Here is a 23,020-nt window from a genome sequence, read left to right as displayed (position 1 = left end):
TATCTGTTTATGATATTATTTGCAAGGACGTACCTGCCCTCCCCCAGCACAAATCCATCCCTATTAAACAAACTATCTTTTTCTTCGGTCACGATATCTTTTTCTACCAGCGATTAAGTGTGTAATTTTTAACATGGAGGAAGCTAACGTATATCCTTTTCGATATGCTAGGTATTTCCCTTTCCATTCTGGATTATATTTATTTTTAAAGTTACGCAATCCTTGAAAGCCATAAATATAATGAACATTATTAAAAATAGTTGCAGCAACTCGTTCACCTAAAAAAGCGTGTTCTTGTTGACCGACATTTGATAAGGGAGCCATGCCGAGATTAAAATATTGATATGGTTGTTCTTTTGCCCACTGTAATAAATAAATGAATAACGCGTCTATTGTACCACTAGGGGCACCAGATACATATCGCATGAGGTCAATTGAAATAATATTTGCTTGGTACACAGGCATGATTGTCATAAAAGCAACTACTTTTCCATCAACATTTTTTAATAAAGCAATTGGAGCCTTCGATATGTAGTCAGCGGAAAACGACCCTAGAGAAAATTGCTTTTCCCGGCGATTTCCTAACCATAAGTCGGACACTTGTTTTAGTTCATTGATTAATTCATTTGTAAACGGTGGTTTGAGAATTTCAAACACGTAATGTACCTTTTCAAATCGGTTAAAAGTAGACCGCAATCCAGCATGTTTCTTACCTGAAATTGTAAATTGAGTTAAATCAATTACAGCCTCTTCACCAAGTTTGAAAAATCGGTATCCTAAATCATGGTATAATGCCATCTTTTCTCCACTTATCTGATAAAAAATTGGATTATATCCATAATAATCAGCCTGTCCGAGTAACTTTTTTAAAACAAGTTTAAATGATGTAGCCTCTCCCTGCGGATCACCCAAAACAACGATGTTTTTACCAATTACTGCAAACTGTAATAATGCCTTCCCATCATCGCTGAATAGTAACCGTTTATCGCCAAGAAATCCTAAATGACTTAACACATGCCCCCCATGCTTATATAAAAAGTTTGTGAGCTTTTCTTCGTCAAATGGCTGTCCGACTTGTTTGTCGTGACGACGGTCAAATAATAGTACACTTACGACAATGTATATAATCGCAATAAGACATCCGCTTGCTCCTATCGCATATAAACCATAAATTGATTTTGGATAATCTATTAAAATGAATGACATGCGAACAGAAGTTACAAATAGCAAAAAGACAATGATACTAACATAAATTAAATGCCTCATACTTGTTACTGTGAAAGGTATGCTATGCCGTTTGATACGTCTTTTCAATAAAATAAGTACAAATAAATAGACTGCAGATAGAATTGCAATAATAAGATGTTCTATTTGAAATAGCAATAAGATAATTGCCAAACATAACGATATTCCAGTAATGTAAAAGGATCTTTTTGTTCTGTAATAAAGCTCCTTCATAAAAAACCACATCGTAATGCCTAGCGCAAACAGAAGTAAATTATAAAAGTCCACTGTCATTAATGTCACGTTAGCCCGATGAAGCCCATGATTATTTACAATATTAATAATCGGAATGAAAATATAAAAATATCCCATGATAAAAGAAAGAGCGGAGACAGACCAATACCCGACACTTTTTAATGTTTGCCGTTGTATAGCCCAAATAACCGTACTAATTTCCATTACAGGAGCAATGATGTTTTTCTCATTTGCCTTTTTCATCACAGTTGATGTCATCTCAATTGCAGCTAGTACAAGTGCAATAACAAAAGGAATAATATAATAGCAAAACCGATATAAAAATAAAGCTGTTAAAAGTAGACTTGCATCGGCTCCATACAATTGCCCTCCAGATATCACCATTAAATCAAATGAACCTAGCCCACCAGGAATCATACTAACAAAGCCTGTTACTGCAGCGACTGTAAATAGACCAAGTGCTTGTAAAAAGGAAAATTCAACCCCAGTAAAGTGAAAACATAAATATAAAAGAATGCTTGCACCAAACCATTCGATAATAGAGGTTAGCGAGTATCGTACAGTTAAACTAGGTTTAAAATAAGATGTTTTGCGTAAAATTGAAATCCCAATATAGATTGGAAAAAATAGAAATACACCAATTAATACAATGATGAGCCACCTTTTTTGCATTAAAATGGTTTGCATAGGGAAAATGCCTATTAATGTTAAAAGTGAAAAGACAGATAAACCTACTGCCGCTGCAGGAGCAAGCCATCCAATCCCTTTCACTAAGCTAGAACTGTCTTTTGTATAATTCCGATACAACATGCCCCTTACACCGGCCCCAACAAGCCCTCCAAATCCAAAAATACCGTTAAACGCATTTGCAATCCAAGAAACCATCAACACTTTCATCTTTTTTATATGTAAATGTTGTGAACGAATTAACGTGTAATCATAAAAAAACATAATAGCAACAGCAAGTAGTCCCATTAGAACCAAAATAAACAAATATATAAATGGGAGTTCCTTCAATGTTTGAAATGAACTTTTAAAGGCAATTCCTGAAAGTTCCCTTCGTCCCTGAATAAAAATAAATAAGATGACAGCTAACATAAATACGTATTTTCCATAGCGAACAATGTGATGTTTCATGTTCATTTTAAAGTCACACCTCTTTCATAAGAAATAAAGTAAGTAGAGCTACATCTTATTATTGTGTAGAAATTAGTGTTTTCTATACGAGGATGTATGAAAGGACATCGTGTGTAAAATAATAGAATTGAACATACGTATAATACAGCTAGCAAGGAGGATAGCATCCTGCTTCAATGCCTGAATGGATATTTTACAGCCGTTCCTACGATAAAAAAGGACCGCTAGCGTCACATGAGACTAGCGATCCTACATAATATCCAATACTTCCCCTAAATCTTTTCTTTATTGAATCGTATAAACATATCCCTAATTAGTCTTTCCTTAAGCATCTATCAATGCTTGTTAATATTGTAAAATTCCATTTCCTCATTTGATCTTAGTCCTTTGTTACCCTTTATTTCAATCGAGCCTTCATACAACAATTTACCTGTCTTTGTATCATAGGCTGTTATCGTTCCAAAAGAAGTATTCCCTTTCTTTTGATTATCTATGATAAAAGTACGATTACCATCGATAACATATTTAGATTCCATCATAGATTTTGGTAAAACAAACGTTTGTTTAGAAGCCACTTTCTTCGATTCTAAATCATAACCATACACTGTTAATTTTTCATCATTTTGTGTACTGATGAAAACAGTATTCCCTTTCCGCGATTCATAACTTACAGAACTTGTTTTCACTACTTTTTGCATATTTAGTACTTCTGTCTCATCTGTTTCAATGTTGTAGATAATCATAATTTGTTGGATAGGTACTTCCATTTCATCTTCTACATGTTCATCTGTTTCAGTAGCATTAAATTTATCAAAAACGAGGACCATATATGGACTTGTTTCTAAAATGGATCTATCCAGTCCATACACATGGCCTTCTTTGAATGCTTTTTCAAGTAATATTTCCTCTTTTAGCATTTTATTATTTTGGAGATCAATCGTATATATATGCCCTTCATAATTCGTCTCCACATAATTACCATCTTTATCTAATTCACTCATTTCGTTTGTAGTAGCGACAAATATCTTTCCATTAGCAAGCCGGACATCTTGAATATTTATCCAATCATATTTTGTGTAATCCGGAATAGGCAATGTAAATGATGCCTTTTTCTTTGTCTTTTTATTATACGTATTCACTGTAAATTCACTATTCGAATAACCTGAAACATAATTGTAGTCAATTCTGACGTTCACCAAATAATGATCATTTTCAGCAAATGTAACCGGATCTCCTTCATTTCCTCGCATAAAACTACGATAGTTTTTCATTAAGTAATCGTAATCTTTATTAACTGAATAACCCTTCAACATTTCACCATAATATGATTTGTCACGCATGTATGTTGTCCCTGTCTTGCTTATTTCAGCGGTTTCTTCCAACCATACTTTTCCATCCTGTTTGATTTGATAATTACTATGAACAGAAATATCATTTACCTCTGATTCATCTCCAGAAATTGTCTTAAGGGTAAATTGAGGATAATTACTAGATGCAAAACTTGTTTGTATATAATAAGTTCCGATTGTAATAATCGTAAAAAGTGCTATTACAACTGCTTTCACATACTTCTTCATCGTTTTCCTCCTTATACATTTATTTTTCGATTAAGTAAATAACTACTCACTACGAAACTCATTGCCGTAACAATTAAGCCTAGAAAGACTTCTAACCAGAACATTTCATTTGGATATAAATACATTTTTTCTTGGTAAATCACGATAATAAATGGTAATAGGAATATACCAAGGGCAATTACACAATATAGTCCTCCAAAAACTATCCCCTTTAGACGATAACTTCTTTCAAATAAAATTGCTGTAAAAATAATAAATACAATCATGAAACCAATTCCATAATGGATGATGAACGTAGAAAGATGAGCTGGGATGATAATTCCCAATCCATCAAAAAATGTAAAAAGCTCACTCATCGGTGCATCATGACGTAAATCCACTGGTACTAAACTGCGGAAAAGCTTATTTTCAATTGGCAATAACAATAATTGAAGACCGACAAGGCCTAACACAGAAATGAAAATAGTCGTTGCTTTTGCAAAATATATGTTTAATCTAGCAGTCGGTAGCATGAGTAAACGGTATACAAATGTATTTTTTCCAAACCAATCACGATACCAAATAAAAAATACATAAAAAGATAATCCTGCGATACACAAAGCTATAGGTAATACAAACCAACCAGATCGCATAATGGAACCTAACGATAACGAACCATAATCTTCTGCATAGCTTGTATATGTTAAACCTAGTTCTCGGATTGTCATATTTGCCTCTTTTATAAAACTTCTAGACTCGACAATAACTCCCGCGATTTGGGACACAATTACCATTCCAACTAATACCATGTAAAGTTTAAAAAAACGATTTATTTCAAAGTTTACCAACTTCAAATATTTCATGAATGAAACACCTCTCTCATGACGTCCACAACAGATTTTCCTTCTGTTTCACGAACTTCTTCCACATTAAATTCCCGTAAGATGACACCTTCATCCAATAACACAACTTTATCAATTAAATGTTCAATATCATGAATTTCATGCGTTGTAATAATAACACCGCGATCTTCAATGAGATGAGATGTAAAGACTTCCGCAATTTGTTCTCTACTAAAAATATCAATTCCTGAAAAAGGTTCATCCATTAATACATAATCAACATCTAATGCTAATCCAAGCAATAAATTTACTTTTGCGGTATTCCCTTTAGATAAATCTGAAATCCGATCTTCCTTTTTTAATTTGAAGAAGCCTAACATATCATCGGCACGCTTTTGATTCCAGCTTTTATAATAGTCACGCATAAATTCCATCGCATCTGCAATACGCATTTGCGGTAACATCGTAATGGCATCCGGTATAAACGTAATTTTTTCAAATGTATCCTTCGTTAACTTCTTACCATCAATTAAAATTTCACCGCTGTTAATAGGCGTTAATGCCATAATTGCATTTAAAATGGTTGTCTTTCCAACACCGTTTACACCAATCAAACAAGTAATTTCTCCCTTTTCTGCTGTAAATGAAGCACCACGTAACACTTGTTTTCTGCCAAATCTTTTCTTTATATCTTTTACTTCAATCATGCCGCACCCCTCCTATTCATTTCTTTCATAGTTTTCCTTTACTAAATCGAGCACATCTTTTAGTGGAACATTAATTGTCTTTACAGACTGGACAAAGGTGTGAACTGCGTCTAGAATTAGTTCCTCTCTAACTGCATGTAACACTTGTTCATCATTTGTAATACGGCTTGGCAAATTTCCTTCAGTAAAAATCAAACCTTCCGCCTCCATTTCTTTGTATGCCCGCTGCGCTGTGTTCGGATTGATCTTAAGTTGATTCGCAAGTTCCCGTCTCGATGGTATTTCCTTTCCAGGCTCAAGCACACCTCTAGCTATTTGCTCTTTGAAATGCTGCATGACCTGAACATAAACGGGTTCACGACTATTAAACTTGACGTTCATAGGCACATCTCCTAATTATTTTTGTGTATTAAGCACTTAGTACATATTAGTTAAAAAAACACCTCATTCATTTATTTTAAATAATGAAGGCCAAACTGTATGACATACTTCATACACATTAGTTAAAGAAACTTCTCATAACTGTATGGTGCACACCATACATGATAGTCAAAAAAATATAACAATAAACTGTATCAGGCACATAATACACTTATTAGCTGTATTATATGCTTGATACAGTTCCAATGTCAATACATATTTAACTTTTTTTACTATTATTTTTAAAAAGACCTTACGTCACTTACCCTATGATAAAAAAACAAGGCATATAAATGAAATATTTCCTTTGTATCTCCTAATCAGACGAAATTCATTAACTATCCCGCGACCGTACAAAAAACAACATTATAAATGAAATCACAACAATTGCAATAACCCAGAGCCATGCTAACTGCATATTTCCAGAATCAATTGCAACATAAATTGCAGTTGGTATTGTTTGCGTTTTTCCAGGTATATTTCCTGCAAACATGAGTGTTGCACCAAATTCCCCTAATGCACGGGCAAAGCTTAAAATCGCTCCTGAAATCAGTGCCCTCGACGCTAATGGAATAGAAATCGATTGGAGAATCCGCCATTCTGAAGCACCATCTACCCGCCCGGCCTCTTCAATATGTTGATCGACCCCTTGGAAGCCAGATTTAGCAGATTGATACATAAGTGGAAATGCAACAACAATTGAAGCAATGACTGCAGCCCACCATGTAAAAATAATTGGTTGATGAAAAAGCCATTCTACCGCCTTACCAAATATACTATTTTTACCAAATAGGATGATTAGAAAAAATCCAACAACAGTTGGCGGAAGAACCATTGGTAACATCATGAACGTTTCAATAGCAGAAAGCCCTTTAAATGATTTTCTTGCCAAATATCTTCCCACTAAAGTTCCAAGTATTACAACTACCATTCCTGCTACAAGTGTAACTTTTAAAGATAGCCAAACAGGCTCCATAAATGTTTCTAATGATGAATTACTCTGTAATAAAACCATATTTATCAAATACCTTTAACGCTGCAGCAGATTGTAAATACTCATAAAATTCCTTTGCAGCCTCATATTGTTTTGACTTCCTTAAGACTCCAACTGGATACACGATTGATGCATGTGTATCTGTATCAACGGATGCAGCAATAACAACTTTCTCTGACACAAGCGCATCTGTTTTATAAACAAGTCCCGCTTCAACATTTCCTGTTTCCACATAAGAAAGTACCTGCCGCACGTCTTTTGCATAAATGGTTTTTTCTTGTACGCTATTCCAGATATGTAAACTTTCCAATGACTCCTTTGCATACTTTCCAGCAGGTACCGTTTCCGGTGTTCCAATAGATATTCTTCCAACTTCATCTTTCGTCACATCTTCTAAACTTGCAATCCGTGAGATATCTCCCTTTGGAACAACTAGCACAAGTTCATTTTTCAATAAATCCACTCCGTCTTCTTTCGCTATCGCTCCATCATCTACTAATAAGTCAAACTTATCTTCCGCTGCGGAAAAGAAAATATCAACTGGTGCCCCTTGAGAGATTTGTTGTTGCAAAGACCCTGAACCTCCAAAATTAAAATCAAGCTTTACCTCTGGATGATCCTTTACATATATCATTTCGATTTCTTCCAACGATTCTTTTAAACTAACAGCCGCGGAAATGGTTATATGTACTTCTTTCTTCTTTTTTTGCCTATTTTCATTTTCCGTATTCGAACAAGCAACTAACACAAGCAAAATACTTAAAAGAACGATTCCAGCCCGCAAATACGTTTGCATTTCCCACACCCTTTCATATTTTTTATAACCCGTTATCACTATTTATATCTTATTATAACTAATTATCATATACGATTAGTATGACTTACTAAGTCAGAAAAGATATGGCATGCAACATTATTTTATAGTAGATGAGGTAAAATAACTGAGTTAAATTTTAGCAGAAACAAAGTCATGACAAATTTGCACAACATATTGTTCCTGTTGCAACGAATATGCAAGCGCTGCAGCAATCGTCTTATCATCTTCTACTAATAATATTTTTCATGTTTTTCCACACCCTAGAAATCTTTATTTCATTTGATTCTATCATAACATCCTTCATTCATAAGCCGTATCAAACATATTCTCCATTATTTGTGATAAAATTATCATATTCGATTTGTATCACAAATCATACTAGACAATGTCTAAATAGCTATATTTGAGGGGATAATAATGAAGATTATTTCGTGGAACGTAAATGGTATACGCGCATGTGTCCGAAAGGGATTTCTCGATTATTTTCATGAAATGAATGCCGATATTTTTTGCATACAAGAAACAAAGCTGCAAGCGGGACAAATAGATTTAGATTTGGAAGGTTACCATCAATATTGGAACTACGCAGAACGAAAGGGCTATTCTGGTACCGCTATATTTACAAAAAAGGAGCCGATTTCTATCTCCTATGGAATGGAAAATAATTCGGAACCTGAAGGACGAATGATTACTTTAGAATATGATGACTTTTATTTAGTAAATGTATATACACCAAATTCTCAGCGTGATTTGGCTAGGCTCGATGTTCGTTTAGACTGGGAAGAAAGATTATATCAATACTTGCTAGAATTAGATCATCAAAAACCTGTTATCTATTGTGGTGATTTAAATGTGGCGCATCGTGAAATAGATTTACGTAATGCTAGAACAAATATGGGTAATTCAGGTTTTACTGAGGAAGAACGTGGAAAAATGACACGTCTATTAAATAGTGGTTTTATTGATACATTACGTCACTTTCATCCAGACACGGAGGGCCTTTATACATGGTGGTCATACATGAAAACAGTCCGTGAACGTAATATAGGGTGGCGGATTGATTACTTTATCGTCTCCGAACGACTCCGTTCATTACTAAATGATTCACAAATCCACGCAGACGTTATGGGGAGCGATCATTGTCCGATTATGTTAGATATAGGTTTAAATTTAGAATAGAAATCTCGCCATTTCTTCAAGCTTTAATCGCGAATGATTACAAATACTTTCCTAGTTAATCAGTCCTTTAATCTATTATAAATGTACAACTATTGGCTATTTCAATTAGAAACGTGACATACTAATTTGTAGAAACTTAAGCATGAAAGGTTGATAAACATGAATGAACATGCAGCACAAGTTAAATTAACAACATTAACGAAAAAAGGTGGCTGTGGTTGTAAAATTGGTCCTGCAGACTTAGCAGAAGTTCTGCATACACTTCCACAACAATCACCAAATCCAAATGTTCTTGTTGGTCTAGATACAAGTGATGATGCAGGGGTTTACAAATTAACCGATGAATTAGCAATTGTTCAAACCGTTGATTTCTTTACACCAATTGTTGATAATCCATATGATTTCGGACAAGTTGCTGCAACGAATGCACTTAGTGATGTATACGCTATGGGAGGAAAGCCAGTAACTGCCCTTAATATTGTTGCATTTCCAATTTCGACATTAGATAAAAATATTTTAACTGAAATTTTAAAAGGCGCTGGCGATAAATTAAAAGAAGCAGGGGTGGCACTCGTCGGGGGTCATTCAATTGATGACCAAGAGCCGAAGTTCGGTTTAGCGGTAACTGGCGTAGTTCATCCAAATGAAGTGAAAGCAAATGCTGGTGCAAAACCAGGAGACCGCCTTATTTTAACAAAGCCGATTGGTGTCGGTATTATGACTACCTCACTAAAACGTGGCCTTCTATCTGACGAGGAAATAAGACAAGTGACAAACGTGATGACGACTCTAAATAAAACAGCCGCAGAAGTGATGAGCAATTTTAATGTACATGCCTCTACGGATATCACCGGATTCGGATTAATGGGCCATGCCTTAGAAATGGCCAAAGCAAGTCATGTCGGAATTGAAATTTCACGTCAAGATATACCGATTTTGCCACGTGTTCGTGAACTTGCAGAAGCAGGGGCTATACCAGGCGGTACAAAAAATAATTTTAATCACGTAGCAAATGATGTTACTTTCCCACAAGACATGGATGAAATTGATAAATGGATATTATGTGACGCTGTTACATCAGGCGGATTATTAATAGCAGTTCCAGAAAATGAAGCAGATGCGTTGCTCACACAATTAATTGAACATCATGTACAGGCAAAAATGATAGGTAAAGTAGCTACGGAAAATAAAGATCATATTGTAGTGAAGTAATCTCAATGATGAGAAGAGGATCTTTAAAACTCCGGTAAATATCCTCTTTTCTGAACATACACTAGAAGGTGAAAGCATGTTTCAAGATATTTCCCTTGAGGAACTTTTACAAAAACATAAAGAAGGCCATACATTTATCGATGTTCGCTCACCAAAGGAATTCATGGAATCCACGATACCCGGAAGTAAAAATATTCCTGTATTCACAAATGAGGAACGAGCAGAAATAGGTACAATCTATAAGCAAATAAGCCCAGAAGCTGCGAGGGAAAGAGGCTTAAAGATTTTCTCACAGAAACTCCCACAATTTATTGCCGAGTTTAAAAAAATCAACACACCGATGACCGTATTTTGCTGGCGCGGTGGGATGCGTAGTAAAACTGCTGCTACCGTTCTGGATTTAATGGGGATTCACGCTAATCGTTTATCAGGTGGGATTCGTTCCTATCGGCAATGGGTTGTCCGCGAGTTAGAAAAGGGGGATTTTCCACCAGAACTGTATGTATTAAATGGTTATACTGGATCTGGAAAAACAATTCTTTTAAAAAAATTAGCCGATGCTGGTTATCCGATTATTGATTTGGAAGAGATGGCTGGACATCGTGGGTCAATTTTTGGACAAATTGGCTTGGAACCAAGTAATCAGAAAAAATTCGATTCCTTACTCGTCGAGGAAATCCATCGTTTCCATGAAAAGCCTTTTATTTTTATTGAAGGAGAAAGTAAACGAATTGGCAAAGTCGTATTGCCCGAGTTTTTTAATGAGAAAAAAGAAAAAGGTGTACAGTTCTTTATTCACCTTCCAATAGAAGAACGGATAAAAAATATATTGGCAGATTATGAGCCTTGGAAGTATCCCGAGAAGTTTGTAGAAGCCTTTCAATATATTAAGAAACGGATTCACATTCCAATCGCGAAACAAATTGAACAAGCTTTACAAGATGGGGATTTTCAAGCCGTCACATATTTGCTTCTCACATCTTATTATGATCCTCGATATGAATATTCTATTTCCCACCATTCCATGGGAGAACAAATCATGATTGAGGCTACAAATGTAGACGATGCTTTTGAACAACTCCTTTCCTATTTATCTAATATAAACTAGCGAACGATGCGTCGTTCAAGACAGAATCGTTAAAAGAGGTCAGCCCTCCCATCAAAGGGGGCTGACCTTTTTTCACCGCTCCTTTTCACCTTATACAACATTAACTAGCTATTCATTTTATTTTATTCATCTTCCATTCACATATATGGCGTAAAGTAAAAAGAAATGAATAGTCTTTAGAATAGAGGGGAGAATTTTAATATGAAAACTTACAGTAAAACATTGTTACGTTGTTCTGCATTATTTGCACTAATTGGAGCAATTCTTGGCTCACATATGGCCGGATCTGGAGGGTATGCTTTTCGTTCTGTTCACGCACATATACTTGTAGTCGGTTGGTTAACTTTATTTGCATGGTCTATCTATTATAAATTGTACACACCAGTAAATAAATTACTTGCTGCACTACATGTATGGACAGGTATCATCGGGGCATTCGGATTAACAATTGGTATGTGGCTCTATTATGTAAAACCATTTGATTTAAGCCAAACATTAACGACAATTTTATTCATTGTTGGTGGTACGATTTTATTAATTAGTTTTGTTATCTTTTTCCTTTTAACATTTATGAGAACAGAGGAGGATAATTAATTATTTGGAGATTCAATAGTAAACGCTTGGGCTTCTATGTTTCCCAAGCGTTTACCTTATCTTTTTCTCCTATTTTCCAACAATACTTCCTCTATTCCCCTGCATATATCTAAGTTTAATAATTAATTCACCACATCAGATTACCAACTTTAATGTTTAACTTTTTGAAAATAATCTATCATCCCTAGTGAACTTACATCCATATCCAAATTTATTAGCATATATACTTCATGTTTATCAGGTATCCCTCGTTCTTCCAGATACTTTTTAATATGTGTTTGAATCCGAGAAGATAATACATCGTAGCCTAAGTTTTCAGCCATTACTTGTTCGCCTTCTTCTACAAATAAATCAAGCCATTTCTTTACTTGCATCATGGCTTCCTCTGGTTTTTCAGTCATGCCATAATGCCCAAAATAAACACGATCTAATTTCATTCTAAGCATACGATCAATGGAATCGTGCATTGCTTCCGGATCAAAGTGGTTTGGTGATGTAGATGGTAAAAAGAGCTCGACACCATCCTTTATAAGTTGATCGTAGCGCACTCCGACCGTATCCCCTGTAAAAACACCATTACTGACAGAATCATAAATGCTAAAATGATGTCTGGCATGACCTGGTGTATTTAAAAATTTCAACGTACAAGTTGGGCTAATTTCTAATGTGTCTCCTTCATCTTTTGTAAGTAATCTGTCTTCAGGAATTGGTTCAATTGGATCAAAAAATTCCGCGAAACGATCACCGTAAATCGCTCTTGCTCCTGCAATTAGTTTACTTGGATCAGCTAGATGTCTTTTTCCCCTTGGGTGAACGACAACTTTAGCTTGCGGGCACTGCTTTAAAAGAACCCCTGCGCCTCCAGCATGATCTAGATGAATATGTGTCACTATAATATATTTCACTTCATCAAGTGAATAGCCTAAATCTGCCAACCCCTGCTTAATATACGGCACTGACGGACTTGGCCCCGTTTCAATCAATGTTAACTGTTCTTCTTTTATTACGTAGGTCCCTGTTCGATTGGCGACTCCCATATCAAATCCATCAATTAACGCTATACGGTCTGTTAAAGATAACGGTTGTTTTTTATGCAAATGAATCCCCCTCCATCATCATTACTATTATATATAGCTTAACATAATGCTACACAACTAGTCATTACCTTTATTTTCAGACTTATTTGATAAGGTTAATTCCAGTGTTTTCACTACTGTTGATCCCCCACTTATCATACTTAAATAAATGGATTCCTGAAGTGGGGGATCTGATAGCCAGTTAACTTCCGATAAAATGATTCTCCTTCAAAAACGTAATTATCCCATTCATCAACCCGTCCGCTAAGGGTAGATCTGGATTAGAATAAGTTGCAATATTTTCTTCATAATTATCCGGTGCTTCTTTTAAAATATGATTCATTTTATCAACTAAAAGTAATTTTGCATCAGATTTTGCTTCATTCAAGCGTTCTGCCTCATGGACATTAACTTGGACATCATGTGTTCCATTGATTATCATTACAGGCATTTTTAGCTTTCTTATTTCCTTCGTAGGATCATAACTCATCCACGAAGTTAAAAAAGGTTGAGCAGATGTTCGAAATAAACTGTCCAATTCCGGACTTACTTTGGTGACTTGTTCTCCCTCTTTAAGCTTCTGCATTATTTCATCACTTTCTTTCAGTAACGCAGGAGGCAATTGGTCTTTTAATTGGTCATGTAAAATATGATCAATCGTTCTCCCAGCACCTGCAATAGAAATATAGAGATCCACATCCGCCTTTTGGGCAGCTAGCATGCCTTCCAAAGATCCTTGGCTATGACCAATGATTCCGACATCTGTAAAACGTTCATCTTCCTTCAATGCCCTCACCCATAATGTCGCATCTTCAACAAACTGATTAAAATCAAGATCTTCTTCTTTTATATTTGTCAATTGATTTTTTCCCGCTCCACGTTTGTCGTAACGTAAGCTAGCAACACCATTTTCAGCTAATTCCTCCGCTACCATCTTCAAACTATTATTCGTTATTCCTAGCGAATTTCCATTACGATCAGTCGGACCTGAACCAGGAATGATCAAAACAACTGGAAAGGGGCCATCATTTTTAGGAATTGCTAATTCACCATAAAGTGTTCCATAATCCGTCTCAATAGAAAGAAACTGCCCCTCTTCTTCCACTTCTTTTTCGGAAGTCTGTTTTCCTTTTTTCAGTTCAAATGGAAAGGTTTGTCCTTGTTGCGTAAATGAACCCTTCATTTCTGCATCTTTTATTTCCCCTTCAAAAGTTAAAAGTTGTCCATTCATTTCCATTGTAAAAGTAATATCGCCTTGACTAACGTCCACCTTTTTAAATGGATAATCCTCAACTCCTTGAATAGGGATGGTAATCGCGCCATTCCATTCATTATCCTCTGAAAAAGTCACTTCTATCTCTAGTGGCTGATTAGGAACTTGAATTGCTCCGGTCCATCGACCAGCAATATCGTTCCTTATTTTATCCTCTTTCTTCGTGTCTTGACATCCAATCAATAACAGCAGTAGTGTAAGCATGAAAAGAAATAAACCTTTTTTATGTATACGAAGCAAAATATACCTCCTCAAAATCTCATCTTAACTATTCGTACGATATCTAAACTAATTTAGTTTCATTTCAATGTAAAATTCGGTTAAGTTATATGCTTTACCTTCATATCAAAATAAACCCAATAGCCATGGTGCAGAATAGAGTACCATAAACTGCACACCATAGTTTACTCCCCATCTATGCAATGTTCCCGCAACGATTCCAACAAGTAATACTCCCGCTATATTAATCCAGCCTGCATCGCGATATGCGAGCATAATTACAAGGGCAAAGAACACACCTAATAAAGCCTCATGTGGAATGTATTTAAAAACAAATGTACAAATTTGTTGTGAATACTTTACTGTTACGTAATACGTTAAAGCAATCGCAATGGCAGCACCTACAACCGTCGCAATAATAAACTCATTCATGGATAAAAGATGATGTAAGTTATGTTCTTCTGTAAAAACAGGTGGTGCTTTAAAAAGTGCAATTGCTGGTCCCAATGCCATTGGAGAAAGTGGTAAACCTATTGCAATAAGCGGAACCAATGTACCTGCAATATAAGTTGCATTTGTTAATCCATCCATCGCTGAAATAGCACGTGAGGCCCTCTTTATCGGGTCTTTCACAAAGTTAGTCAATGTCTCCCCTAGGAAAATGGTCATACCAACTGGGCTCATAAAGAAAGTTAAAACCCCTGCTAATGATGCGACCGCTGTTGTACCAACTTCTTTTTTATCTAAAATTTTAAATGGATTTGGAAAGCCACTTACCTTCTGATCTTTTACTACTTTGATTTCCTTTTTGTCAAACCTTGGTAGCTTGTCCCGAATATCCCGATTTAATAATTCAAATAGTTTTAAAATAACGGGCCCGATTGTAATTCCTAAAAAGAAAGAAGTAAAAACAGTTGTATCCTTTGGAATAATACCAATTTCCCAATATAAATGCCTTAATCCTTGAATAAGTAAAGCAAACGGTAAAATGGAAGCAAGAGCCAGTATGCGATTTTTAGTCATCAACGCTAAAAAGACGGCTCCACCAAAAAAGATTGGCCCCGCATACTCTGCGATTCCGCTTCCAAAAGGTGCAATTAAGCTTGCTAATAATAAACTTGCAGGAACCGCAACGATTGTACCGATAACAGATCCTGAAGCCATCTTTCGAATACTCATATCAGGTAGGCCATATTTTTTTAAGACCATTGCATGATCAACCATTGGTGCAGCCATTACACCACCGGGAATCCCCGCAACCGCTACCGGGATAGAGTCGGTCAATTTCTTCGCTACAATTGCTGAAATAAAAAATGCCAGAATAACAATTGGCTCCAACCCCATAAATACTAATACAAGTGTTACTGGTGCAAGTACCGCTGTTTCATCAGTACCGGGTGCAATCCCAATAATTGTATATAGAACCGCACCAAAAACGGAGGCAGCAACTAACTGCAAAATTAATGTCACATCCATTTGCTACTCCTCCTCATTTTCAACATATGTAAATTTTCGCTTTGGCTTGATTATCATACTACATATAATAAATCCGACAGCGGTTCCAATTAATCCAAAAGTAAGTGAACGAGCAGGGTCATTTGCAGCAATTAAATATCCAACCATCGTTGTGACACTGCATATCGTTAAGCTTATAATTAAATCCCTTATTCGAACAACATCCTCCCACACTTCTATATTTTTAGGTGTTTGTTCTAATTCATTTTCTTCCTTCATTTCATTACCCCCATGTGCAAAGATGAACATATTATACAATTATTTCACAAATACTTGAAACTTTTGCCTCTGATTTTTAGCTATCATTCATTTCTTTTCATTTTCTTTAAAGAATAATTTACCCAAATAAGTGAAAAATAATAATGATTACAAAGGAGGATGAATATGCAATTTCAAAATCAAAATCAAGGTCAAAATCAATATTTTCAAAACTCCACAAACATGCCCCCACAAATGAATCATGGTGGTCATGAAATTTTTGATGCACATGAAGCTGTAGGTGGACTCGTTGGTGCATTGGAACAATCACTGTTTTATGAACAGCACATTCAAGACCCTGAATTGAAATCAATTTTACAACGTCATAAATCCTTTAAGTCACAAATGTACAACACAATAATTGAAACACTTAAATCTGGACAAGACCCTGCGGTAAAAACACAAGTATATGAAATGAACGAAAACAATGATGTCGTATACGGTACGAAGCCAACTCAGCCAAAAGCACCAGCCCAATCTGTTAACGAAATTAATGACCAATGTATTTCTGGCTTTATGATGGGTGGTTTAAAATCATGTGCTACTGCATTCACGGATGCAGCATTAGAAAGTACAAACCCAGTTTTAAGAAGAATCTTTGCTGACAGTATTCCTAATATCATTGAGATGGCCTATGAGCTATTCTTGTATTCAAATAAAAAACAATATTACCAAGTACCACAACTTACGCAGCAAGATACACAAAATTATGTAAACGGCTTTGCTCCAATACAAGGCGGCACAATGATGCATTAGACCACTTCCATGCCATTTTTAGGTTATTGGACACATTCAAAATGAATCTATTTAATAAAAATAGCAACAAACAGCTACGTACAATGTCAGGACTAAGCCGTAGATAAGCAGAAATAAGCCGCATGAAATCATGATTTAACTTGATTTCATGCGGCTTTAATGTGTTTAAAAACAGGAGTATTCCCTATTTCGTAACCTTTGTATTTTAAAAGGCCTATTATGATATTGATTCAATCGAGCAATCGATTATTATCGTCTGTTAACATAACACGCACTGTCTTTTCTGAACCCTCTTGAATGATGCCATCACCATGGCAGACACTACATTTATATTGCCAGCCCTCATCATCGGAAAGCATGCCAGTTCCGTGACATGCTTTACATGTTTCTTTTATCGCCATGTTTAAAACCTCCATTCAACATCATGTACTACGTTCTTTTGCCCAATTAATAATGCCACCTTTTAACATGATTTCCTTTTGACGTTCAGACAATGCTTGCATTACTTTTATATCAATATTTTTCCCTTGGACTGTTAATGAAAATGCTCCACCCTGTTTAACTTTATTGCGTAAACCAGTTACCTTTAATACATCCCCTTGTTCTAGCAAGTCGTAGTCTGATTCGTTAACAAATGTTAGCGGTAAAATACCAAAGTTAACTAAGTTTTGCCAATGGATTCGCGCAAAGTCCTTTACCAAAGCGATTTTTAAACCTAAGTATCGTGGTGCTAACGCAGCATGTTCACGACTTGACCCCTGCCCATAGTTAAATCCGCCTATTACTGCATGGCCTGTTTGTTCAACCGTCTCCTTTGCTCGCTTGTAATACGTATCATCGACAATTTCAAAAGTAAATTTACTAATCTCTGGTAGATTACTACGATAAGGTAACACACGTGCTCCACCAGCCAGTATTTCATCCGTAGAAATATTATCTCCCATTTTCAGTAAGACTGGTAAAGCTAGTTCATCTGGCATCTCATCCATTTCTGGAATCGACGCAATGTTTGGTCCCTTTACGATATTCGTCTTTTTCGCTTCTTCTAACGGTAAAGGATGATCAAGTAAATTCACATCAATCGTAGGCTTTTTTGGATCCTTTACTTCTGGATAGGCAAAGTCTAATGTCCTCGGGTCGGTTATTTTACCAGTTAATGCAGATGCTGCTGCAGTTTCTGGACTACATAAAAACACACTATCTTCTTTCGTTCCTGAACGACCTGGGAAATTCCTTGGTGTTGTTCGTAAACTATTTCTACCTGTTGCTGGTGCTTGCCCCATCCCAATACATCCGTTACATCCAGCTTGATGCAAGCGCGCACCCGCTTGCAAAAGGCTTGCAATATGACTTTCTTTCACTAGATCAGTAAGCATCTGTCTAGAAGTTGGATTAATATCAAATGAAACACCATCCGCTACACGACGTCCTTTGACAATTTCCGCCGCAACTGCAAAGTCACGATATCCTGGGTTTGCTGAAGACCCAATATAAGATTGATAAATTGGTGTTCCAGCAATTTCACTTACCGGAACAACATTTCCTGGACTTGTTGGCTTCGCAATTAACGGAACTAATTCGGATAAATTAATTTCCTCATCGATGTCATATGATGCACCTTTATCCGCTTTCAGTTCTACCCAATCCTTTTCACGACCTTGCTCTTTTAAAAAACGTTTAATTTCTTTATCAGATGGAAAAACAGTACCTGTCGCCCCAAGCTCTGCCCCCATATTCGCAATGACATGACGATCCATTGCACTTAATTCATCTAGTCCAGGTCCATAGTATTCAATTACCTTTCCTACGCCACCTTTTACATCATGACGACGTAACAATTCTAAAATAACATCTTTCGCACTTACCCAATCTGGTAGTTTCCCTGTTAATTTTATCCCCCATACTTTTGGCATTTTTACATAAAATGGCTCTCCTGCAATTGCTAGAGCTACATCAATTCCTCCCGCACCCATTGCCAGCATGCCCATACATCCGTTTGCACAAGTATGACTATCTGAACCGAGCAATGTCTTACCAGGCTTAGCTAGGCGCTGCATATGTACGGGATGACTCACACCATTTCCTGGGCGGCTATAATACAACCCGAACCTTTTTGATGCACTTTCCAAAAACAAATGATCATCAGGATTTTTACTATCCTCCTGAATTAAATTATGATCGACATATTGAGCGGATGCTTCCGTTTTTGCTCGTTCTAATCCCATTGCCTCTAATTCCAACATAACGAGTGTCCCTGTTGCATCTTGCGTCAATGTCTGATCAATCCTTAACCCTATTTCTTCACCGGGATTCATCTCTCCTGATACGAGATGACTTTTAATTAACTGTTGTGTAATATTTAATGCCATCCCATCCCTCCTATAAAATAAACCAATCCACTATATAGTATATGAAGAAAAAAGAATATTATTTGTCTCATTATGTTATGTCATGAATTCCACTCATTTTTTAATAAGTAAGTTACAATAAAGCAACACTCGAGCAATAAGGTTATTCCAAAATACCTCTACTAATTGTAAGTTGAACGAACCGGAATTTTACTCGCTATTGATCTCCCGCTTAGCATTTTTTTACATCCTACGACTTATTGAAGTGAGCGCCTAACAGCAGGTAAATGCGATAAAAAAAGACTCTCATCTATCGAAAGTCTTTTTAGCCCTCATTATAATTTTTGTCCATCATACTTATCTAACGTAAAACCTCTCCCCAAAATTTCAGAGGCATTTAAGAAAATGACGAATGCTGCTGGTACTTCTTCTTGCAGTAATTTTTTTAATTCCACTGCTTCTTGTTGCTCTGCAACACATAAGATCATTGTTTTATGTTCATTTGTATAGCCACCAACAGATTGTACCTTTGTTAAACCACGGTCAATTCCTTCTTTAATAAGCGTTTGAACTTTCTCTTCCTCTTCCGTAATAATTAAAATCAATTTGGAGGCTGAAGTTCTTAATTGTACAAAATCAATTGTTTTACTTGTTACATAAATGGCTAACAGCGCAAATAACGTCGTTTCCAAATCGAAGACAATTAATGACGCTGTCACAACAACGCCATCTACAATAAGCTGCGAAATCCCACTAGATTTACCTGTAAACTTCTTAATAATCTGTGCAATAGCAGCAGTTCCACCCGTTGACCCATTACCGATATAAACAATCCCAAGTCCTGTTCCCAAAATTACGCCACCGTATATCGCTCCCAACAGGGGATTCGTAATCGTAAATGGAATATCTTTTGTTAACCAAATAACAAGAGGAACCCAAAATGTGCCGACTATTGTTTTACCACTAAAATCTGAACCTAATATGAACCATCCAAGAATAATAATAGGAATGTTCATAAGCATCTGTGTAAGTGCAGGGCTATAATGATATAGTTCATATAAAATGGTACTAATTCCTGAAAGACCACCCGCGGCAAGTTTAGCTGGTAATAAAAATAAATTATAGGCAATAGCTACAATGGATGCACCAATTATCACGAGTAGATAATCTTTTAACCGTTCCTTACGTATGTAATTCTTCATATTATTGCTCCTTCTATATCCTATCATTTCCGTTCTATATATCGTGTTTCCTATATATGTCGAAATTTGCAACAAAGCTTATTTTACCATAAGATATTCAATTAGGTATACTTTCCCAAGTAAAAAATGTAAACTAGCTATTGATGTTCTGGTGATTATGCGTTAAAATTACTTATTGTTAAAATTTGTTTATAGACTTTTCTTGACTATAAAAATTAACAGAGGTGAATCAAAGTGAAGAAAGCATTATCAACAAAGATGGGATTTTTCTTTGTAGCAGTGACTTTACTTTGGCTAAAATCGTATATAATTTATTTAAATGAATTCAACTTAGATGTTAAAAATGGTGTACAACAATTTCTCTTATTTTTTAATCCACTTAGTTCCGCATTAATTTTTCTTGGCATCGCATTATTTGCCAAAGGAAAAAGAGCGGGCATTTGGATTATTATAATTGAAGGTTTAATGAGTTTCTTCCTTTATGCAAATGTTGTTTATTATCGTTTCAATACTGATTATATTACGCTACCGACGCTTACACAAACAAGTAACTTTGGTAGTTTAGGTGGCAGTATTGCTAACTTAATAGAATGGCATGATTTATTTTATACGCTTGATATTATCGTATTAATTGCATTGTATGTATGGTCTCGTAAAAATTGGTCTTTAACACGCATCAATTGGAAAAAGCCTGTACTCGTTTTAATGACAGGTATCATCGCTTTTTCTATTAACTTAGGAATGGCTGAAGCAGATCGACCACAATTATTAAAAAGATCTTTCGACCGTAACTATATTGTGAAATATCTTGGGGCTTACAACTTTGCAATTTATGATGCAATTCAAAACTTAAAAACGTCTTCTCAACGTGTATTTGCAGATAGTAGTGACATTACAGAGGTTGAGAACTACACAAAAAATAAGTTTGCTGAACCAAACCCAGAATTATTTGGTGTTGCTAAAGGGAAAAATATTATTAAAATTCACCTAGAATCTTTCCAATCATTTTTAATAGATTATAAACTTCATGGTGAAGAAGTTACACCATTTTTGAATTCTTTAGTACACGATAAAAGTCAAGGTTTTACGTATTTTGATAACTTTTTCCATCAAACAGAGCAAGGGAAAACAGCGGATGCAGAGTTTATCTTAGACAACTCGTTATATGGGCTACCACAAGGTGCTGCATTCTTTACGAAAGGTACAAATACGTATCAAGCATTACCTGCAATTTTAGATCAGAAACTCGGTTACACATCAGCCGTTTTACACGGTGACTATAAATCATTTTGGAACCGCGATGAGATTTACAAGCAATTTGGAATCGATGAATATTTCGACGCATCTTATTATGATATGAGTGAAGATAATGTCATTAACTATGGACTAAAGGATAAACCATTCTTTAAAGAGTCTATCCCAATGCTTCAATCATTAAAGCAACCATTTTATGCACATACTATGACATTAACTCACCATCACCCATATTTAATTGATGAAGATGAGACGACAATTGCACCTGCCGAAACAGGTGACAAATCAGTAGACCGTTACTTCCAAACAGCACGTTATTTAGATGAATCATTAGAACAGTTCTTCCACGATTTAAAAGAAGCTGGTCTATATGACAACTCAGTTATTTTACTTTATGGTGACCACTATGGAATTTCTGAAAACCATAATCGAGCAATGTCAGAACTTCTAGGTGAGGAAATTACACCATTTAAGAGTGCACAACTACAACGCGTGCCTTTAATCATTAAAATCCCTGGTGTTGAAAGCAAGGGAATTAATCACGAGTACGCCGGCCAAATGGATGTTATGCCAACATTATTACACTTAATGGGAATCCGAGCACAAGATTATATCCAATTTGGTACAGATATATTTTCTAAGGATCACAAAGACTTCATCCCATTCCGTAATGGAACATTTATTACGACTGACTATAGTATGATTTCAGGAACATACTATGATAATAAAACGGGAGAAGAAATCGAACCTACTGAAGAAATGAAGGAATTAAGAGAGCAAGTTGAACATGAATTAGCTCTTTCCGATAAGTTAGTATTTGGTGATTTACTCCGTTTTTATAAACCAAATGACGATTGGAAACCGGTTGACCCTACTCAGTATAAGTATGGGAAAGATGAATCAGAAACAGAAAATCCTCCTGTTCAATCAGAACAAGAGAGTGAATAAATTTACAACGAGAGACAAAACAAAGGGGGCTCTACAATAAATAGTGTTGGTGATAAAAATTCACTAACACTATTTTTAGTATTAGTAAAAATAGAAAACAAGTGAGTTTCCCTGTAGAATTAAAGT

20 protein-coding genes are annotated in these 23,020 nt (G+C 35.8%); 6 read left to right on the top strand and 14 right to left on the bottom strand.

Translation table 11 applies throughout. The features are described 5' to 3' along the window. Positions 1-72: 72 nt before the first annotated feature. The 7 genes from mprF to modA all read right to left on the bottom strand — a co-directional run bounded on the left by mprF (position 73) and on the right by modA (position 7,931). Positions 73-2,622, bottom strand: a complete 2,550-nt coding sequence (mprF, locus tag ACFFIS_RS11035) for a bifunctional lysylphosphatidylglycerol flippase/synthetase MprF (RefSeq protein ID WP_390187540.1) — start codon at positions 2,620-2,622, stop codon at positions 73-75. Between the two features lie 329 nt (positions 2,623-2,951). Beyond that, entirely contained in the window at positions 2,952-4,193 is a 1,242-nt protein-coding gene (locus ACFFIS_RS11030; protein ID WP_320381219.1) for a hypothetical protein, read from the bottom strand. A gap of 11 nt (positions 4,194-4,204) precedes the next feature. Next, positions 4,205-5,035, bottom strand: coding sequence for a hypothetical protein (locus ACFFIS_RS11025; RefSeq protein ID WP_390187538.1), 831 nt, complete (start codon positions 5,033-5,035; stop codon positions 4,205-4,207). Then, positions 5,032-5,721, bottom strand: a complete 690-nt coding sequence (locus ACFFIS_RS11020) for an ABC transporter ATP-binding protein (RefSeq protein ID WP_320381217.1) — start codon at positions 5,719-5,721, stop codon at positions 5,032-5,034. Before ACFFIS_RS11020 ends, ACFFIS_RS11025 begins: the two co-directional genes overlap by 4 nt. Before the next feature lie 12 nt (positions 5,722-5,733). Then, a complete protein-coding gene (locus ACFFIS_RS11015; RefSeq protein ID WP_320381215.1) occupies positions 5,734-6,102 on the bottom strand; it encodes a GntR family transcriptional regulator in 369 nt (122 codons plus the stop codon). 373 nt (positions 6,103-6,475) lie between these two features. Beyond that, positions 6,476-7,156: a molybdate ABC transporter permease subunit gene (gene modB, locus ACFFIS_RS11010; protein WP_320381214.1), complete on the bottom strand. Its 681-nt coding sequence runs from the start codon at positions 7,154-7,156 to the stop codon at positions 6,476-6,478. Then, on the bottom strand, positions 7,137-7,931 hold the full coding sequence (gene modA / locus ACFFIS_RS11005) for a molybdate ABC transporter substrate-binding protein (RefSeq protein WP_390187536.1): 795 nt from the start codon (positions 7,929-7,931) through the stop codon (positions 7,137-7,139). Before modA ends, modB begins: the two co-directional genes overlap by 20 nt. A gap of 438 nt (positions 7,932-8,369) precedes the next feature. Between modA and ACFFIS_RS11000 the strand changes: the two genes are divergently transcribed. The 4 genes from ACFFIS_RS11000 to ACFFIS_RS10985 all read left to right on the top strand — a co-directional run bounded on the left by ACFFIS_RS11000 (position 8,370) and on the right by ACFFIS_RS10985 (position 12,045). Continuing rightward, entirely contained in the window at positions 8,370-9,131 is a 762-nt protein-coding gene (locus ACFFIS_RS11000) for an exodeoxyribonuclease III (protein ID WP_390187535.1), read from the top strand. A 159-nt stretch (positions 9,132-9,290) separates the two neighbouring features. After that, positions 9,291-10,343, top strand: a complete 1,053-nt coding sequence (selD, locus tag ACFFIS_RS10995; RefSeq protein WP_320381211.1) for a selenide, water dikinase SelD — start codon at positions 9,291-9,293, stop codon at positions 10,341-10,343. Positions 10,344-10,419: 76 nt separating this feature from the next. Further along, positions 10,420-11,451, top strand: coding sequence for a tRNA 2-selenouridine(34) synthase MnmH (gene mnmH, locus ACFFIS_RS10990; RefSeq protein ID WP_390187534.1), 1,032 nt, complete (start codon positions 10,420-10,422; stop codon positions 11,449-11,451). A gap of 201 nt (positions 11,452-11,652) precedes the next feature. Next, positions 11,653-12,045, top strand: a complete 393-nt coding sequence (locus tag ACFFIS_RS10985; RefSeq protein WP_320381210.1) for a hypothetical protein — start codon at positions 11,653-11,655, stop codon at positions 12,043-12,045. Positions 12,046-12,194: 149 nt separating this feature from the next. On the opposite strand, the gene ACFFIS_RS10980 is transcribed toward ACFFIS_RS10985, so the two are convergent. From ACFFIS_RS10980 to ACFFIS_RS10965, 4 genes are all read right to left on the bottom strand, one after another. After that, the gene (locus ACFFIS_RS10980; protein WP_390187532.1) at positions 12,195-13,142 is read right to left on the bottom strand and encodes an MBL fold metallo-hydrolase; all 948 of its coding nucleotides are present in this window, start codon (positions 13,140-13,142) and stop codon (positions 12,195-12,197) included. 181 nt (positions 13,143-13,323) lie between these two features. Next, positions 13,324-14,634 (bottom strand): alpha/beta hydrolase family protein, encoded by a 1,311-nt coding sequence (locus tag ACFFIS_RS10975; protein WP_390187530.1) that lies wholly within the window; start codon positions 14,632-14,634, stop codon positions 13,324-13,326. Positions 14,635-14,739: 105 nt separating this feature from the next. Then, positions 14,740-16,089 carry a tripartite tricarboxylate transporter permease gene (locus ACFFIS_RS10970; RefSeq protein ID WP_390187528.1) on the bottom strand — a complete coding sequence of 450 codons (1,350 nt, stop codon included), beginning with the start codon at positions 16,087-16,089 and terminating at the stop codon, positions 14,740-14,742. A 3-nt stretch (positions 16,090-16,092) separates the two neighbouring features. Continuing rightward, entirely contained in the window at positions 16,093-16,347 is a 255-nt protein-coding gene (locus ACFFIS_RS10965) for a hypothetical protein (protein WP_320381205.1), read from the bottom strand. 159 nt (positions 16,348-16,506) lie between these two features. On the opposite strand from ACFFIS_RS10965, the gene ACFFIS_RS10960 reads away from it, so the two are divergent. Continuing rightward, positions 16,507-17,142, top strand: a complete 636-nt coding sequence (locus ACFFIS_RS10960; protein WP_390187525.1) for a spore coat protein — start codon at positions 16,507-16,509, stop codon at positions 17,140-17,142. Between the two features lie 230 nt (positions 17,143-17,372). Here the strand turns inward: ACFFIS_RS10960 and ACFFIS_RS10955 are convergent, their stop codons facing one another. From ACFFIS_RS10955 to ACFFIS_RS10945, 3 genes are all read right to left on the bottom strand, one after another. Then, the gene (locus ACFFIS_RS10955; RefSeq protein ID WP_320381204.1) at positions 17,373-17,543 is read right to left on the bottom strand and encodes a hypothetical protein; all 171 of its coding nucleotides are present in this window, start codon (positions 17,541-17,543) and stop codon (positions 17,373-17,375) included. A gap of 21 nt (positions 17,544-17,564) precedes the next feature. After that, positions 17,565-19,511 (bottom strand): aconitate hydratase, encoded by a 1,947-nt coding sequence (locus tag ACFFIS_RS10950; protein ID WP_390187524.1) that lies wholly within the window; start codon positions 19,509-19,511, stop codon positions 17,565-17,567. Between the two features lie 314 nt (positions 19,512-19,825). Continuing rightward, positions 19,826-20,692 carry a YitT family protein gene (locus ACFFIS_RS10945; RefSeq protein WP_320381203.1) on the bottom strand — a complete coding sequence of 289 codons (867 nt, stop codon included), beginning with the start codon at positions 20,690-20,692 and terminating at the stop codon, positions 19,826-19,828. A gap of 234 nt (positions 20,693-20,926) precedes the next feature. Here ACFFIS_RS10945 and ltaS point away from each other — a divergent pair, with 234 nt between their 5' ends. After that, a complete protein-coding gene (gene ltaS, locus ACFFIS_RS10940; protein ID WP_390187522.1) occupies positions 20,927-22,894 on the top strand; it encodes a lipoteichoic acid synthase in 1,968 nt (655 codons plus the stop codon). Positions 22,895-23,020: the final 126 nt, after the last annotated feature.

Origin of the sequence: Paracerasibacillus soli (genome assembly GCF_042432965.1) — a bacterium.
Classification (GTDB): Bacteria; Bacillota; Bacilli; order Bacillales; family Amphibacillaceae; genus Paracerasibacillus; species Paracerasibacillus soli.
Note: the sequence above shows the minus strand (reverse complement) of the source record. Positions and strands in the feature narration are given on the sequence as shown.

Excerpts from the sequence above, each read along its gene's own strand:
- ACFFIS_RS10985 (WP_320381210.1), top strand. The coding sequence starts at position 11,653 with ATGAAAACTTACAGTAAAACATTGTTACGTTGTTCTGCATTATTTGCA.
- ACFFIS_RS10970 (WP_390187528.1), bottom strand. The coding sequence starts at position 16,089 with ATGGATGTGACATTAATTTTGCAGTTAGTTGCTGCCTCCGTTTTTGGT.
- modA (WP_390187536.1), bottom strand. The coding sequence starts at position 7,931 with ATGCAAACGTATTTGCGGGCTGGAATCGTTCTTTTAAGTATTTTGCTT.
- ACFFIS_RS10960 (WP_390187525.1), top strand. The coding sequence starts at position 16,507 with ATGAATATGCAATTTCAAAATCAAAATCAAGGTCAAAATCAATATTTT.
- ACFFIS_RS11020 (WP_320381217.1), bottom strand. The coding sequence starts at position 5,721 with ATGATTGAAGTAAAAGATATAAAGAAAAGATTTGGCAGAAAACAAGTG.
- ACFFIS_RS10950 (WP_390187524.1), bottom strand. The coding sequence starts at position 19,511 with ATGGCATTAAATATTACACAACAGTTAATTAAAAGTCATCTCGTATCA.
- ACFFIS_RS10955 (WP_320381204.1), bottom strand. The coding sequence starts at position 17,543 with ATGGCGATAAAAGAAACATGTAAAGCATGTCACGGAACTGGCATGCTT.
- modB (WP_320381214.1), bottom strand. The coding sequence starts at position 7,156 with ATGGTTTTATTACAGAGTAATTCATCATTAGAAACATTTATGGAGCCT.
- ACFFIS_RS11000 (WP_390187535.1), top strand. The coding sequence starts at position 8,370 with ATGAAGATTATTTCGTGGAACGTAAATGGTATACGCGCATGTGTCCGA.
- selD (WP_320381211.1), top strand. The coding sequence starts at position 9,291 with ATGAATGAACATGCAGCACAAGTTAAATTAACAACATTAACGAAAAAA.
- ACFFIS_RS10945 (WP_320381203.1), bottom strand. The coding sequence starts at position 20,692 with ATGAAGAATTACATACGTAAGGAACGGTTAAAAGATTATCTACTCGTG.
- ACFFIS_RS10965 (WP_320381205.1), bottom strand. The coding sequence starts at position 16,347 with ATGAAGGAAGAAAATGAATTAGAACAAACACCTAAAAATATAGAAGTG.
- mprF (WP_390187540.1), bottom strand. The coding sequence starts at position 2,622 with ATGAACATGAAACATCACATTGTTCGCTATGGAAAATACGTATTTATG.
- ACFFIS_RS11015 (WP_320381215.1), bottom strand. The coding sequence starts at position 6,102 with ATGAACGTCAAGTTTAATAGTCGTGAACCCGTTTATGTTCAGGTCATG.
- ACFFIS_RS11030 (WP_320381219.1), bottom strand. The coding sequence starts at position 4,193 with ATGAAGAAGTATGTGAAAGCAGTTGTAATAGCACTTTTTACGATTATT.
- mnmH (WP_390187534.1), top strand. The coding sequence starts at position 10,420 with ATGTTTCAAGATATTTCCCTTGAGGAACTTTTACAAAAACATAAAGAA.
- ACFFIS_RS11025 (WP_390187538.1), bottom strand. The coding sequence starts at position 5,035 with ATGAAATATTTGAAGTTGGTAAACTTTGAAATAAATCGTTTTTTTAAA.